Annotated in this window: 8 protein-coding genes; 4 read left to right on the forward strand and 4 right to left on the reverse strand. The window is 76.7% G+C overall.

The genetic code is table 11. The features are described 5' to 3' along the window. Window positions 1–58: 58 nt before the first annotated feature. The 4 genes from ACH4B3_RS26340 to ACH4B3_RS26355 form a co-directional block, all read right to left on the reverse strand. Window positions 59–805 carry a hypothetical protein gene (locus ACH4B3_RS26340; RefSeq protein WP_398466733.1) on the reverse strand — a complete coding sequence of 249 codons (747 nt, stop codon included), beginning with the start codon at window positions 803–805 and terminating at the stop codon, window positions 59–61. A gap of 358 nt (window positions 806–1,163) precedes the next feature. Then, entirely contained in the window at window positions 1,164–2,270 is a 1,107-nt protein-coding gene (gene prfB, locus ACH4B3_RS26345) for a peptide chain release factor 2 (protein ID WP_398466735.1), read from the reverse strand. Between the two features lie 385 nt (window positions 2,271–2,655). Continuing rightward, window positions 2,656–3,960 carry a serine/threonine-protein kinase gene (locus ACH4B3_RS26350; RefSeq protein ID WP_398466737.1) on the reverse strand — a complete coding sequence of 435 codons (1,305 nt, stop codon included), beginning with the start codon at window positions 3,958–3,960 and terminating at the stop codon, window positions 2,656–2,658. A 216-nt stretch (window positions 3,961–4,176) separates the two neighbouring features. Beyond that, window positions 4,177–5,907 carry a protein kinase gene (locus ACH4B3_RS26355; RefSeq protein ID WP_398466739.1) on the reverse strand — a complete coding sequence of 577 codons (1,731 nt, stop codon included), beginning with the start codon at window positions 5,905–5,907 and terminating at the stop codon, window positions 4,177–4,179. 917 nt (window positions 5,908–6,824) lie between these two features. Between ACH4B3_RS26355 and ACH4B3_RS26360 the strand changes: the two genes are divergently transcribed. From ACH4B3_RS26360 to ACH4B3_RS26375, 4 genes are all read left to right on the forward strand, one after another. Continuing rightward, window positions 6,825–10,907 carry an FtsK/SpoIIIE domain-containing protein gene (locus ACH4B3_RS26360; protein WP_398466741.1) on the forward strand — a complete coding sequence of 1,361 codons (4,083 nt, stop codon included), beginning with the start codon at window positions 6,825–6,827 and terminating at the stop codon, window positions 10,905–10,907. Window positions 10,908–11,818: 911 nt separating this feature from the next. Continuing rightward, a complete protein-coding gene (locus ACH4B3_RS26365) occupies window positions 11,819–13,255 on the forward strand; it encodes an ABC transporter substrate-binding protein (RefSeq protein WP_398466743.1) in 1,437 nt (478 codons plus the stop codon). 25 nt (window positions 13,256–13,280) lie between these two features. Beyond that, a complete protein-coding gene (locus tag ACH4B3_RS26370; RefSeq protein ID WP_398466745.1) occupies window positions 13,281–14,696 on the forward strand; it encodes a carbohydrate ABC transporter permease in 1,416 nt (471 codons plus the stop codon). After that, the gene (locus tag ACH4B3_RS26375; RefSeq protein WP_398466747.1) at window positions 14,693–15,649 is read left to right on the forward strand and encodes a carbohydrate ABC transporter permease; all 957 of its coding nucleotides are present in this window, start codon (window positions 14,693–14,695) and stop codon (window positions 15,647–15,649) included. Before ACH4B3_RS26370 ends, ACH4B3_RS26375 begins: the two co-directional genes overlap by 4 nt. Window positions 15,650–15,748: the final 99 nt, after the last annotated feature.

Raw genomic sequence — 15,748 nt, forward strand, 5'->3', positions numbered from 1 at the left:
AGCGTCTCCGCTCCGGGCCCTTTCGGGTGGTCCGCCGCACGGCGGGGTCCGCCTGGGATCAGGCGGCCGCTCCACGGTTGACCAGACGCGGCATGAGCCGGAAGCCGATGCCACCGGCGATCATGGTCGCGGCGCCGACCAGCAGGAAGGTGGTCCCGGAGGCGCCGGTCTCGGCCAGCTCCTCCTTGGCCTCGCCCTGCTGCACGGGCTGGCTGCTCACACTGTCGGTGTCGGTGTTGTCACCGCCGGTGCTGCCACCGGTGTTGCCACCGGTGTTGCCACCGGTGCCGCCGCCGTTGTTGTCGTCATCGTCGTCACCCGGCTCGGTCGGCTTGCCGGTCGGCTTGCCGGTGGGCGGGTCGGTCGGCTCACCGGTCGGCGGGTCGGTCGGCTCGCCCGTGGGCGGGTCCGTCGGCTTACCGGTCGGCGGGTTGGTGGGCTCACCCGTGGGCGGCTTGGTGGGCTCACCGGTCGGCGGGTTCGTCGGCTCACCCGTGGGCGGGTTCGTCGGCTCGCCCGTGGGCGGGTTGGTGGGCTCGCCGGTCGGCGGGTTCGTCGGCTGACCGGTCGGGCCCGTCGGGATGGTGGTCGGGTCGTCGGTCGGGTCGACGGTCGGGTCGTCGTCCGGAGCGCCGACCATCACGCTGACCTCGGCGCCGTCCTTGTCGACGTTCGCGTCGGCGCTCACGCCCGCCACATCGATGCCGACGGCCGAAGCGGCGCCGGCCGCGGTCAGCGACGCACCGGCCGCGATCACCGCCCCGGCGGCGATCCGGGCGACGCGCAGCCGCGTCTTCTTCGTCATATGCTGCTACCCCCAGTAGCTGTACTCGTCCATGGAGCAGCGTCGGGGCAACGGCCGTCGGGGGGTACCGAGTTGCGGACCCGGCCATCGGGCGGTCCGCTTGCCCCCTTCGCACGCGCCCCAGTTCATACGCATGCCGCGCGTCAGCTTTCCCAGTTTCCCCAGGAGCGTCAAGGGCATTGCGTACGAGATGTCCGGTATGCAGGTCCTTGCCGCCTGCACACTTACGTGACTGTGACGAAACAGCCGGTATCGGGGGCGGGTTGGGGCGCCGGAGGGCGTGCGGCGCACGCCGGTGAACGCCGCCAGCGAAGGCCCGGCGTCACCCCGTGCGGGTGCCCGCCGGGCCTTCGCCGGGCTACTTCTCCTGCTGCTTGCGCCAGCGGATGCCCGCCTCGAGGAAGCCGTCGATCTCGCCGTCCAGCACGGCCTGCGGGTTGCCGACCTCGTGCTCGGTGCGCAGGTCCTTGACCATCTGGTACGGGTGCAGGACGTAGGAACGCATCTGGTTGCCCCAGGAGTTGCCGCCGTCGCCCTTGAGCGCGTCCATCTTCGCCTGCTCCTCCTGACGGCGGCGCTCAAGGAGCTTGGCCTGGAGGACGTTCATGGCGGTCGCCTTGTTCTGGATCTGCGAGCGCTCGTTCTGGCAGGAGACCACGATGCCGGTCGGGATGTGCGTCAGGCGCACCGCGGAGTCGGTGGTGTTGACGCCCTGGCCGCCGGGGCCGGAGGAGCGGTAGACGTCCACCCGCAGCTCGGACTCGTCGATCTCGATGTGGTCGGTCTGCTCGACCACCGGCAGCACCTCGACGCCGGCGAAGGACGTCTGGCGGCGGCCCTGGTTGTCGAAGGGCGAGATGCGGACCAGCCGGTGGGTGCCCTGCTCGACGGAGAGGGTTCCGTAGGCGTACGGGGACTGCACCGCGAAGGTGGTGGACTTGATGCCGGCCTCCTCCGCGTAGGAGGTCTCGTACACCTCGGTCTTGTAGCCGTGCCGCTCGGCCCAGCGCAGGTACATGCGCTGCAGCTTCTCGGCGAAGTCGGCGGCGTCGACGCCACCGGCCTCGGCGCGGATGTTCACCAGGGCCTCACGGGCGTCGTACTCGCCGGACAGGAGGGTGCGGACCTCCATCTCGTCGAGCGCCTTGCGCACCGAGCCCAGCTCGGCCTCGGCCTCACCCCGGGCGTCCGCGTCGTCCTCGGCGTCGGCCAGCTCGAAGAGCACCTCGAGGTCGTCGATGCGGCCGCGCAGCTCCTCGACCCGGCGCAGCTGCCCCTGGAGGTAGGAGAGCCGGCTGGTGATCTTCTGCGCGTTCTCCGGGTCGTCCCACAGGGACGGCGCCGCCGCCTGCTCCTCGAGCACGGCGATATCGGCCCTCATCTTGTCCAGATCGAGGACCGCCTCGATCGACCCCATGGTGGAGGAGAGGGACTTCAGCTCTTCGGATACATCGACGACTGCCACGGGACCAGCGTAACGGCTGACGGAGGAAACCTGTCCCGGCCCGTCCCGCGACCGGCTCCGGCGGGCGGCGGGTGCCCCGCCGCCCGCCGGGGGAAGGCCCCGGGGAGCGCGGACGGCCCCCGGCGGGCCGGGACGCGGACGGGCCCGGAGCGCGGGCGCCGGAGAGCGCGGACGGCTCCGCAGCTCGGGCGGCCCCCGGCGGGCCGGGACGCGGACGGGCCCGCAGCTCGGGCGGCCCCGGGACGGGACGGGCGGAACGGGATGCGGGCACCTTTGGGGCTCGGGCGGCCCCGGGACGCGGGCGGCCCCGGGACGGGACGGGCGGAACGGGATGCGGGCACCTTTGCAGCTCGGGCGCCTTTGGGGCTCGGGCGGCCCGGCCGGGTCAGGGGGTGCCGGGCTCGTCCGGGGCGGAGTGTTCGCTCTCCCCGCCCGGGGTGTCGCCGCCGTCGTCCTGCCCGAGCGCGAGCAGGCCGCCCAGCCCGGCCGCGGCGACCACCGCCGCGGCCACCCCCAGGCCGATCCGGCGGCGGCGTACCGCGCCGGACGCCGTGCGGTTGCGCGCCGACCCGGCCCGCCGCTGTCCGGCGGCGCGCGGGGCGCGGGCGGTGCCGTGGGCGCCACCGGCCAGCTCATCGGCGTCCGGCACCCGCATGCTGGTGTGGGTGTCCCGGTTGGAGTCGGGGGCCGCGCCCGGCACCAGCGGCACGGCGCCGCGCGGGCGGCCGCCGGCCGCCGGCCCGGTCCGGCCGGGGTCGGCGGCGTACGGGCCGTCGTACTCTCCGTCGGTCCGCGGCGCCGGAGCGTCGTCGTCCGGCTCGTCGATGTCCAGCGGCGGGTAGCCGGCCAGGTTCGGCAGCAGCTCGCGGAGCCGGGCGGCCAGCTCGGAGGCGCGCAGCCGGGACGCCGGGGCCTTGGCCAGGCACTGGACGAGGAGCTGCCACAGCTCGTCGGGGATGCCGGGGAGCGGGGCGACGGTCTCGGTGACGTGGCGGCGGAGCACCGCGCCCGGGTGCCCGCCGCCGAACGGGGTGAAGCCCGCCAGCAGCTCGTACAGCACGGTCGCCAGGGCGTAGACGTCCACGCTGGCGCGCGGCGGCAGCCCCTCGATGATCTCGGGGGCGAGGTAGTCGGGGGTGCCGATGACCCGGGTGGTGGCGGTGCGGCCGGCCGCGGCGGTGGCGGTGCGGCCGGGGGAGTCGACGAGCCGGGCGATGCCGAAGTCGGTGAGGAGCGCCGGGTGCGAGCCGCCGGGGCCGAGCGGGCCCTCCATGTCCAGCAGCACGTTCTCCGGCTTGACGTCGCGGTGCACGATCCCGGCGGCGTGCGCGGCGGCCAGCCCGTCGGCGACGTCCGCCGCGATGGCGACGGCCGCCTCCGGGGCGAGCCGCCGGTCCCGGTCGAGACGGCTGCGCAGGTCGGTGCCGCGCACCAGGTCCATCACCAGGGCGAGGTCGTTGCCGTCGACCACCAGATCGCGCACGCCGACCACCCGCGGGTGGTCCAGGCCGAGCAGCGCGGCGCGCTCCTGGACGAACCGGCCGACGAGCTCCTGGTCCGCGGCGAGGTCCTCGCGCAGGAGCTTGATGGCCACCGGGCCGTCGGGGCCCTCACCCAGCCACACCGTGCCGGCGCTGCCGCGGCCCAGGACCTGGTTGGCGGTGTACCGGCTGCCGATCTTCCGTGACAAGACTGCTCCGAATCCTCCGACAGGGGCACGTTGGCGACAAAGCTACGCGCCCGCTGCCCCGTTCGGAGCAACAGTCTCCGCGAACTGTCACTTCTGCGGCGGAAAACACCCTTCGGATGTCGACAAATCCGCAAAGCGGGCCGACGGGGGGGCCGGGGCGGAGGACGCCGCGGCCGGCAGCGGGGCCGGGTCCCGGCGGGAACCCGGCCCCCGCGGTCAGACCTGCACCTTTGCCAGCAGGTCCTGGATCTGACCGACCAGGTCGGTGAGCGAGTCCCAGAAGTCCTTGCCGTCCGCCACCCAGTCCTTGAGCGGGGTCAGCTCCCACACCAGCCACGAGCCGACGAACAGCAGCACCACCACGAACAGGCAGCCCTTGAGGCAGCCCATGCCCGGGATCCGCATCGGGCTGGAGCCGCGCTGACGCGGCTCCCGGCGCTGACGCGCGGGCGGCTGCGGCTGCTGCGGCGGCGCGTACGGCGCCGGAGCCGGGGCGGGCGGCGGGGCCTGGTACGGCGCCGGGGCCGGAGCCGGAGCGGGCGCCGGGGGGTGGTGCTGGCCGTAGGGCGCCGGGTGCGCCTGCTGCGGCGGGTAGGGCTGGTACGGCGGGGGCTGCTGCTGCCGCTGCGGCGGGCCCTGCGGCGCCCGCTGCTGGTACGGCTGCGGCGGCTGCTGCGCGGGGCGGCGCTGCGGCCGGCGGCGCAGCGGGTCCTGGCCCGGGTCCAGGTACTGGGTCTGCTCGTTGCGGTCGCGGGCCGCGCGCATCTGGTTCTGCCACGGGTGCGGGTCGTCCGGGCTGGCGCCGGGGCCCACCGGCGGCATGGCGCGCGTGGCGTCGGCCGCGCCGCCGGGACCGGAACCGGAGGGCATCGCCCGGGTCGGGTCGGCGTCCGGGCCGCCACCGGTGCGCGGCAGCACACTGGTCGCGGCGGCCGGGTCGTGGCCGGCCGGCCCGCCGGCGGCACCGCTGGGCAGCACCTGGGTGGGATCGGCCGCACCGGCCGCACCGTCGTCCGGCACCGGCGCGGGCGCCGGGTCCGGGGCGAGCAGCGCGGCGACGCCCATCGCGGCCTCGGCCTGCGCGGGCGAGGCGTGCACCCCGACCCCCTCGGCGACGACGCGGAGCGCGCGGGCCAGGCTCTCGGCGCTGGGCCGCTCCTCCGGGCTCTTGCGGAGGCAGCGCTCTATCACCGTCCACAGCGGCTCGGGGACGGTGGTGGGCCGGCGCGGCTCCTCGCTGAGGTGCCGGTGCAGGACCTCCAGGGCGGTGTTGCCCGCGAACGGGGGCCGCCCGGTGACCAGTTCGTAGAGCATGATCCCGGCGCCGTAGATGTCGACGGCCGAGGTCTGCGGGCGGCCTTCGGCGGACTCCGGGGCCACGTAGGCCGGGGTGCCGACGAACTCGTGGGTGCGGGTCAGACCCGGGGAGTCGGCCAGCCGGGCGATGCCGAAGTCGGTGAGCATCGGGTGCATCTGCTCGCCCTCGCCGGTGCCTGCCAGCAGCACGTTGGCGGGCTTGAGGTCGCGGTGCACGACTCCGTCGGCGTGGCTGGCGGCGAGCGCGTCGGCGACCTGCGCGGTGAGCAGCGCCGCGGCCACCGGGGTGAACGGGCCGTTCTCCCGGAGGTAGCGGTGCAGATCCGGGCCGTCGATCAGGTCCATGACCAGGGCCAGCAGATCACCCTCGACCACCAGGTCGCGGGTGCGGACGATGTTGGGGTGGGTGAGCCGGAGCAGCACGGACCGCTCGCGCAGGAAGCGCATCACGATCTCGGCGTCGTTCGCGAGCTCCTCCTTGAGGACCTTGATCGCGACGGTCTCGCCGGGCTGCCCGGCCACGGCGGCCTCGGAGCCCGCCGTCTCCCGCTGACGGGCACGCCAGACGGTGCCCGTGGCTCCGCGCCCGAGCGGCTCCTCCAAGAGGTACTTGCTGCCTACCGGCCGCACGTCATGCGCTCCCTGATCGAGGTCGTGTGTCGGTCCCGCCTGCTGCTGTGGTGCCTTGCGTGGTGCTGTGGCGACGGGCCCGCCACCGTTCCGGTCCTTCTCCGGCCGCCGGACGCGGCACGTCCGCACCACTGTAGTGCCGCCGCGCCACCCACCGGGCTGACCGCTCGAAGGGCGGACCACCGCGGCGGAGCGCGCCGGGCACCCGCGACTCGGGAGGAAGACGCAGGATCCGGCCAGATGGTTGCCGGGCGGATCGCCCCCGGCGGAGACCGGTGCGGAACGGGCGGCCGGAGCCGGGTGGAGCCGGGTGGCACCCGAGGGTCCGGTGGGGCACCGGGCCGGGGCCCGGCGTCGCGGCCGGGGCGGGACGGGCGGTGAGCGGCCGGAAGGGCCCGGCAAGGCCGCGTCCGGCCCCGGCGGGGGCCCCGGCGGGCACCGCGGGCGCCAGGAGCGGACGGCAGACGATCGGAATCCGGCACCAGGCTGCCACCGACGCGCTCACCCCGTTCCCGGGCAGGCAATTTCGGCCGACCGACCGAACAAACAAGATCATGAAACGGTGGCCGCCGGGCGAAGTGTCAGCGGCAGGTGCGAGGATGCACGCGGCACGGAGTCGGTGACGGTACGAAGCGGGGGCCGCGTTCCGTGTCGTGCGACCTGTACGTGCCGACGCGCCCGGGGCGGCGACAGGGGGTGCCACGGCACCCCCGGCAGCGCCCGTCGGGCAGAAGGGACCGTTGACGGCTATGCGGATCCGGCTGACCGTCCTCGGGCCTCGCGGTGCCCACCCCGGCCCGCTGGGCCGACCGGGCCCCGCGGGCCGCCCCGGCCGCCCGGCGCCGGAGCCACCCGCCGGCCGGCCCGACGGCCCCGGCCCGGCAGCCCGCCCGCCCGCCGCCCCCGCCGGGCCGACCGTGGCGGTGGACGTCCTGGTCACCGCCCCCACCGGCACCCCGCTGGGCGCCGTGACGAGCGGACTGGCCGACGCCCTGGCGGCGGCCGGATCCGACACCGGCGGCGGAACGGTGCCGGTGTACTCCGGCGCGGACCGGCTCGACCCGCAGCGCTGCGCCCTCGGCGAGCCGCCGCTGGTGGACGGAGCGGTGGTCTCGCTCGGCGCCCCGGCCGGCCCGCACGCCTGGTCCGGCGACCCGGCGGCCGAGGCCGCCGCGGGCATCCGGCTGCACGTCGTCGCCGGCCCGGACGCGGGCGGGGTGCACCTGCTGCACGGCGGCCAGGTCCGGATAGGCCGCTCCACGGACGCCGAGGTACCGCTGGACGACCCGGACGTCTCCCGGCTGCACTGCGCGGTGACGGTCGCCGAGGACGGCCGGGTCACCGTGGCCGACCTGGGCTCCACCAACGGCACGGCACTCGAAGGGCGGCGGGTGGGCGCCGACCCGGTCCCGCTGGCCCCCGGCGCGCTGCTGCGCATCGGGGAGTCCGCGCTCCGCCTGCGCACGCCCGCCGCCGGAGAGCCGTCCGGGCCGGGCACCGCCCCGGACGGCGAGGGCCACCTGCGGGTGGCCGCGGCGGCCCACGAGAACGCCGACGACACCGGGGACGCCGGGCCGGGGGCGTACCGCGGCAACGGGCCTGGCCGCGGCCCGGGCGCGCCCGGTCACGGGCGCGGGGCGCCGGCGCACGGCAACCCCCTCTCGGCCGCCCCGCGCCCCGGCGGCCGCCCGCCGGGCGCCCCCGGTGGCTCCGGCGGGACCGTGCCGGTACCCCCTCCGGGGGTCGGCCCGCAGACGTTCGAAGTGGTGTACGGGGCCGGCGCGGCGGACGGGGAACCGGCCGCGGCACCGCAGCGCCGCCGCGGCATAGGCGCATGGGCGCGCCGGATCACCGGCGGCCGGACCGCGGACGGACGCCCGGCCGGAGACGGCGACCCGGCCGCCGCCGACGAGGAGGAGCTGCGGGCCCGGGCCACCGCCGAGGCCGCGGCGATGCAGCGGCGATGGCCCGACCCGGCGGACATCCTGATGACCGCGCTCGCCCCCGGCCACCGGCTGTGGGAGCGCGGCCCCGGCCATCCGGACGCGCTGACCGTGCGGCTCGGCGCGGCGGACCGGGTGGCGCCCGGCGGCGCGGTGGTCCCGGCCGCCCCGGTCACCGTGGACCTGCGCCGGACCGGCGCACTGGGCCTCGCCGGCCCGCGCGCCCGGCTGTCCGGGCTGACCCGGTCGGTGATCGCGCAGCTGGCCGCGCTGCACTCGCCCGCCGCCCTGGAGATCGTGCTGATCAGCACCGACCGGGCCCGCTCGAACCAGGAACGGCTGGCCGAGTGGTCCTGGCTCGGGTGGCTCCCGCAGCTGCACCCGGCGCACGGGCAGGACTGCCGGCTGCTGCTCGCCTACGACCGGGAGCAGGCCGCGGCCCGCGCCGCGGAGCTGGTGCGCCGGCTGGACGCCGGCGAAGCACTCGGACCCGCCTGGTCCACCGCCCCGCCGGAGGCGGTGGACGCCGCGGCACGGGGGTACTCCGGCCCGTACACGGTGGTGGTCGTCGACGGCGACCCCGGTTCACCCGCGCTGCGCGACACCTTCGCCCGCCTCGCCGCGGGCGGCGCGGCGGGCGGTGTCCATCTGGTCTGCCTCGCCGAGGTGGAGTCGCTCCCGGCCGGGGCGCCGGTGGCCGCCGGCCACGCGCGCGCCTGCGCGGTCTCCCCGGTCTTCGCCGAGTGCGGGACGGTCGCCCTGCTCAGCGGCGACGTCGCGACCGGGCTGCGGCTGCTGCGCCCCGCGCGGGCGCAGCGCGGCGGGAGCGCGCCGGCCGGCGGGCCGCGGCACGGGCCCGGTGAGCACCCCGCGTCCGCCACCACCGCGACCACCGGCAGCGGTGCGTGGGCCCGGGCCGCGGGCCCCCACCCCGGGCCCGCCGCCGACGGCGACCGGGACGCCGCCCCCTCCGACCCGTACCGGGGCGGCGGGGCCGGCGGGCCCCAGGACGGCGGTGCCCGCCCCGGCGGTCCCGCCGGCGCCGCGGGCCCCGAGCAGCACCCGCACCACACGCCCGGCGCCGCCACGACGTCCGGCACCGGGGCCGCCGCGTACCCGGTCGCCGGCCCGGGCACCCCGCCGCACCCCGCGGGGACCGACCGGTACCGCCCGGCGGTCCCGGGACCGACCCGGCACCCCTCGGCCCCGGCGGGGCCCGGCGGCCCGGCGCCGGCGGCCGGCCCGCCCCGCCACCCCGCCCACGACACCGGCGCGGCGGGCGGCGACCGGCACCCAGGACAGCCGGACGGCGCGGGGCCGCACACCCCGCACCGGGCCCCGGCCGCCGGGAGGGGCGGCGACCCCTGGGGCGGCCACGGCCCGGCCGACGCCGACACCCGGCACGCCCAGCCGGTGGTGCCCGGCCGCCCCCGGCCCGGGGCGGGCCGCCCGTCCGGCCCGGCCGAGGTGTTCGAGGGGGTCGCGACGGTGGACGCGGTGTCCGCCGCCTGGGCGGAGCGGTTCGCCCGCGCGCTGGCCCCGCTGCGCCCCTCCGGCTCCGGGCGGGGCACCGGAACCGGCCGGGGAGCCGCCGCGCCGCCCGCCGCGGCCCGGCTGCTGGACGAGCTGGGCCTGGCCCGAGCGACACCCGCCTCGCTGATGGCCCGATGGGCCGCCGCCGCGGACGAGGTGCCGGCCGGTGGCCGGACCCTCGCCGTGCTCGGGGCGGGTTCCGACGGCCCGATCTCCGTGGACCTGGCCGCCGACGGGCCGCACCTGCTGATCGACGGCGCCACGGGCACCGGCAAGACGGAACTGCTGCGGTCGGTCGCCGCCTCCCTCGCCGCGGCCGAACGGCCGGACCGGCTCGGTCTGGTGCTGGTGGACGGCGGTGGCTCCGACCGGGGTGAGGGGCTGCGGGTCTGCACCGACCTGCCGCACGTCACCACCTATCTGGCCGCCTCGGACCCAGTCCGGATGCGGGAGTTCGCCCAGGCGCTCTCCTCGGAGCTCAAGCGCCGCGCCGAACTCCTCGGCCAGCTGGACTTCGTGACCTGGCACACGCAGCAGGAGGCCGGCCCGCGGGTGGTCGCGCCGCGCCGCCCGGGGGACGCCCGGACCGGCGCGGACCCGGCCGGCCCGGCACGGCCGGCGCGCGCGGGGGCGCCCGGGGTGCGTTCGGTAGCGGCCGCGCTCGACGCCCCGCCCCGGTCCCCCGCCGACGCGCCCGCCCCGGCCGGCGCCCGGCCGCCGCACGCCCCGCCGCCCGGCGAAACGGCTCCGGCCTCCCCCGGGACGGACCCGGGCCGCCCGGCCGGCACCGGCTCCGGAGCCGCCCCGCCGGAGCCCGCCCCCGGCGGCGAGCAGGGCCGCCGGGGCGATCTCGATCCGGCGCCCAGCGGCACGCTGAAACTGCGCACCACCGCCCAGCGGTCCGGTGAGGCGGGCGGCGAGCGGCTCACCGCCCGTACCGCGCTGCCCCGGCTCGTCGTGCTGGTGGACGACTTCGACGCGTTGGTGGCGCCCGCGCTCGGCAGCCCGGGAAGGCCCGCCGCGGGTTCGGTGGTCCGCGCGCTGGACGCGGTGGCCCGCGACGGCGCCCGGCTGGGGGTGCACCTGGTCGCCGCGTCCGGCCGCCCGGACCGGACCGCGGACACGGCGGCCGTGGAACGCGCCGGTCTGTGGATCACCCTGGAGTCGCAGCCGCCCTCCACCGGCGGGGCGGGGGGCGGCGAGAACGGCCCCGGCGACGGCGGGGCGCCGGACGCCGGGCGGGCGGCGGCCGGGGAGACGGTGCCGGGCCGCGGCCGCCTGTACCGGCCGGACGACGGGGTGGTCACCCCGTTCCAGGCCGGTCGGGTCACCGGGCGGATACCGCGCACCGCGACGCAGCGGCCGACCGTGGTGCCGCTGGACTGGGCCCGGATGGGCGATCCGCCCACCCGGCGGCCGCTGCGTGAGCTGGGCAACGGGCCGACGGACCTGGCCCTGCTCGCCAGCGCGTTGCAGCGCGCCGCGCAGTCGGCCGAGGCCGCCACCATCCCGGCGCTGGTGTAGGGCGCGGACGCCGGCCCACCGCCCCCGGCCGGCCCCGCCCCCGCGCGGGCCCGCCACCACGCGGGCCCGCCCCGTCCCGTCCTCGGTCACGCCGCCGGCACCGGGCCCGCCGGGGCGGGCGGGCCCGCGGCGAGCGGATGGGGAAACGGCCACCGCCCCGCGCCGCCGGCGCACCGGGCCGGGAGCCCGGAGCCCGGCTCAGCCACCGGCCAACGGCCGGGTACGGCACCGTGCACAGCCCCGGAGGCGGGGCAGCCGTCGGGGCAGGCCCGCCCCGCGGAAGACCGGCCACGGCCACCGGAAGGCCGGGTGCCGCCCCGCGGAAGACCGGCCCCGGCACATCGGAAGGCCGGGGCCCGCCCGCAGAAGGCGGGGCCGGCCCACCGCCACCGGCCCACCGCCATCGGCCCGCAGCGGCCGGACCGGCACCCGCCCACCACCCCGCCCCGCCGGCACACCGCACCCCGGAGCCCGGAGCCCGGCTCAGCCACCGGCGAGCGGCGCGGGGCCGAGGCCGGGGGCGGGGCCAGGGGCGGGGCCAGGGCCGGGCCGGGGCCGTGGCCGGGGCCGGCCGGTGTGCCGGGCCTGCCCGAAGGTGTCTCACCTGCCCCGCGTTTCCCTCCTGTCCGACTCCTCCACGACTCTCCTAACTGTTCATCACATCCCGGTCACGATCAGTGAGTTGACCGCGATCACGGTATTGCGGCGGTCGGTGGCCGGGCGTAGGACTGTGCGAACGGGCACGGCCGGCACGGGCACGAGCCGCCGGTCCCGGGCCCGAGGCGGGACCGGGGGCCGGCCGCGGACCGGACGCGGCCGTCGGCCACCGGATACGGGCGCGGACCGCGCGTCCGCCCGCCGGGCAGACACGGGGCCGCGGGGACAGGGCCGGTACGGGAGGGACGACGGGGATGCGCAAACCGCCTCACAGGGAGCGCTCGCTGCGCTCGCGGCACACGGAGCGCGGACGGCCGTCATGGCGTTCGCCCGCTTCGGTGCGGGCACGGCCGGCGCGGCGTTCAACGCGGGTAGCACTCGTCTGGGCTGCGGTGGCGGCCCTCGGCGTGGCCGCCACCGGCTGCGGCGCCGAGGACGGCGCGGCGGTGGGCAGCCCGCCGCCGACCACGGTGGAGCTGCCCCGGCTGTCGGGGCAGAAGCTCCAGGTGACCGCGGTGTGGACGGGTTCGGAGCAGGAGAACTTCACCAGGGTCCTGGCCGAGTTCGAGAAGCGCACCGGCGCCGAGGTGTCGTTCGTGCCGAGCGGCGACGACATGTCCTCCTTCGTCGGATCGAAGATCGCGGGCGGACAGCCGCCGGACGTGGCGCTGGTGGGACAGGTCGGGGTGCTGCGGGAGTTCGCGGAGAAGGGCTGGGCCAAGCCGCTGGGGCCGGAGGCCGAGGCGCAGCTGGCGAAGAACTTCTCGCCGGGCTGGCAGGACCTCGGTTCCCACGAAGGCACCCGGTACGGGGTGTACTTCAAGGTCAGCAACAAGTCGCTGATCTGGTACAACACCTCGGTCTTCGAGTACGCGGGGGCCAAGGAGCCGAAGGACTGGCCGGACTTCCTCCGCCAGGCGCAGCTGATCTCCGACTCGGGGACCGACCCGGTGTCCGTCGGCGGCGCGGACGGCTGGACGCTCACCGACTGGTTCGAGAACATCTACCTCTCCCAGGCGGGGCCGGAGAAGTACGACCAGCTCGCCCAGCACAAGATCAAGTGGACCGACCCGTCGGTGACCGAGGCGCTGAACACCCTGGCCGAACTGTGGGGCGGCAAGGGGCTTCTCGCGGGCGGACGGCAGGGCTCGCTGCAGACCGCGTTCCCCGACTCGGTGACCAAGGCGTTCGGCAACGCCGCCGAGCCGGAGGCCGGGATGGTCTTCGAGGGCGACTTCGTGGCCGGGAACATCGCCGACGCGGGCGCCGAACTCGGCGCGGAGGCGAAGGTGTTCCCGTTCCCCGCGGTGGGCGGGAAGGCGCCGGTGGTCACCGGTGGGGACGTGGCCGTGGCGCTGAAGGAGAACAAGGCGGCGCAGGCCCTGCTGACCTTCCTCGCCTCGCCGGACGCGGCGCACATCTGGGCCCAGTCGGGCGGCTTCATCTCGGCGAACAAGGCGCTGGACGTGGCGGCTTACCCCAACGCCCCGCTCCGGGACGTCGCCAAGGCCCTGATCGCGGCGGGCGACGACTTCCGCTTCGACATGTCCGACCAGGCCCCCGCGGCGTTCGGCGGCAAGCCGGCGCAGGGCGAGTGGAAGGCCCTTCAGGACTTCCTCGCCGACCCGCGGAATGTGGAAGGCATCCAGCGCCGGCTGGAGGCCGACGCCGCCAAGGCGTACCAGAACTGATCACGCGACCGGGGAGACCCACACCATGTCGACCGCGACTCCGGGCGGCGGGGCCACACCTGGCTCGCCACCGTCTGCCGACACACATCTGCCCGCCCAGCGCAAGCGCGGGCCGGGCACGACCGCGACCAAGGGCAAGGGCAAGGGCCGTGGACGGTCCGTCCTGGGCACCCGCCCCTGGGTGGCGGCACTGTTCCTGCTGCCCGCGCTGGCGCTGCTGGGCGCACTCGTCGTCTACCCGATCGGCTACTCGCTCTGGCGCAGTCTCTTCGACGCGTCGGGCGACGGGTACGTCGGGCTGGACAACTACCGGGAGGTGTTCTCCGACGACTCGATCCGCACCGCCGTCAAGAACAACATCATCTGGGTGGTGGTCGCCCCGTCGGTGGCCACCGCGCTGGGCCTGATCTTCGCGGTGCTGACCGAGCGGGTCCGCTGGGCGACGGCGTTCAAGCTGGTCGTCTTCATGCCGATGGCGATCTCCATGCTGGCCGCGGGCATCATCTTCCGCCTGGTGTACGAGCAGGACCCGGACCGGGGCGTGGCGAACGCGATCGGGGTGGGGATCCACGACACCTTCGCCGACCGGCCGCCGTTCCCCGGCGCCCATCCGCGCTCCGGTGCCGGGCTGGGCGAGTCGGCGGACGGCTCGTACACCGCGCCGGCGGCGGCCCGGGCGGGCTCCCCGCAGCTGATCCCGCTGGTCGGGGCGAAGCGCGGGGACATCGGCGGGGCCGCGGACGCGGTGGCCGCCCGGCCGGAGCCGGGGAAGGTCACCGGCACGGTCTGGTTCGACTTCACCCGGGGCGGCGGCGGTCGGCACGGGGCGCTGGACCGGGGCGAGAAGGCGCTGGCCGGGGTGGAGGTGGAGGCCGTCCGGGACGGTGAGGTGGTGGCGAGCACCACCACCCGCTCCGACGGCACCTACACCCTGCCGGCCTCGGCGGACGGGGCGCAGCTGAGACTCCCGGCGGCGAACTTCGACGAGCCGTACAACGGGGTGGACTGGCTGGGGCCGTCGCTGGTGACCCCGGCGATCATCGGCTCCTACGTGTGGATGTGGGCGGGCTTCGCGATGGTGCTGATCGCGGCCGGTCTGGCGAGCGTGCCGCGGGAGCTGCTGGAGGCGGCCCGGGTGGACGGGGCCAGTGAGTGGCAGGTGTTCCGGCGGGTGACGGTGCCGCTGCTGGCACCGGTGCTGGCGGTGGTCATGGTCACGCTGATGATCAACGTGCTGAAGATCTTCGACCTGGTCTACATCATCGCGCCGGGCACCACGCAGGACGACGCCAACGTGCTCGCGCTCCAGCTCTTCCAGTCGTCTTTCGGGACCGACGTCAACCAGGGTGTCGGCAGCGCGATCTCGGTGTTCCTGCTGGTGCTCGTGGTGCCCGTCATGTACTTCAACGTCCGCCGGATCCGCAGGGAGCGCCGCCGATGACCGAATCCAACACGGCCGCGACCGAGGGCACCGCCGCGGTCGCCGCCCCGAAGGCCGGATCGCGGGGCGCGGGCTCCGGGGCCGGGAAGTCCGGTGCCGCCCGGGAGTCGCTGGCGTCGCGGATCGCGGCCCGGGCCGGGGGCGGCGCGGCGCGGTTCTTCCTGATCGTCGTGGGGCTGCTGTGGCTGACCCCGACGGCCGGGCTGCTGCTGTCCTCGCTGCGGGACCCGGCCGATGTGGACGTCTCGGGCTGGTGGAAGGTGTTCGGGGACCCCGGGCAGCTCACCTTCGGCTCCTATGACGACCTGCTGAGCAACGAGGCGATCACCGATTCGCTGTGGACCACGGCGGCGATCACCGTGCCGGCCACGGTGCTGGTGGTGCTGATCGGCGCGCTGGCGGGCTACGCGTTCGCCTGGATGGACTTCCCCGGGCGGGACGGCTGGTTCCTGGTGGTGGTCGGTCTGCTGGTGGTGCCGGTGCAGGTGGCGCTGATCCCGGTGGCCAAGCTGTTCGGTGAGGTCGGGATCTTCGAGACGACGACCGGCGTGGTGCTCTTCCACACCGCCTTCGGCCTGCCGTTCGCGATCTTCCTGCTGCGGAACTTCTTCGCGGAGATCCCCCGGGAGCTGCTGGAGGCCGCGCGGCTGGACGGCGCGGGGGAGCTGCGGCTGTTCTTCCGGGTGGTGCTGCCGCTGGGCGGCCCGGCCATCGCCTCGCTGGGCATCTTCCAGTTCCTGTGGGTCTGGAACGACATGCTGGTCGCGCTGATCTTCGCGGACAGCGGCAACCCGCCGATCACCGTGGCGCTGCAGCAGCAGGTGCGGCAGTTCGGCAACAACATCGACGTGCTGGGCCCGGGCGCGTTCATCTCGATGGTGGTACCGCTGGCGGTCTTCTTCGCCTTCCAGCGGCAGTTCGTGTCGGGTGTGATGGCGGGTGCCGTGAAGTAGCGGCCGCGGGACCGGCGGGGGCCGGGCGGGGAGCCGACGGGCTTCCCGCCCGGCCCCTCGCCGTTACGCCGAACGGGGCGTATTCCCCGACCCGAGCGG

The sequence above is a fragment of the Streptomyces sp. NPDC018031 genome (assembly GCF_044327625.1).
Taxonomy (GTDB): Bacteria; Actinomycetota; Actinomycetes; order Streptomycetales; family Streptomycetaceae; genus Streptomyces.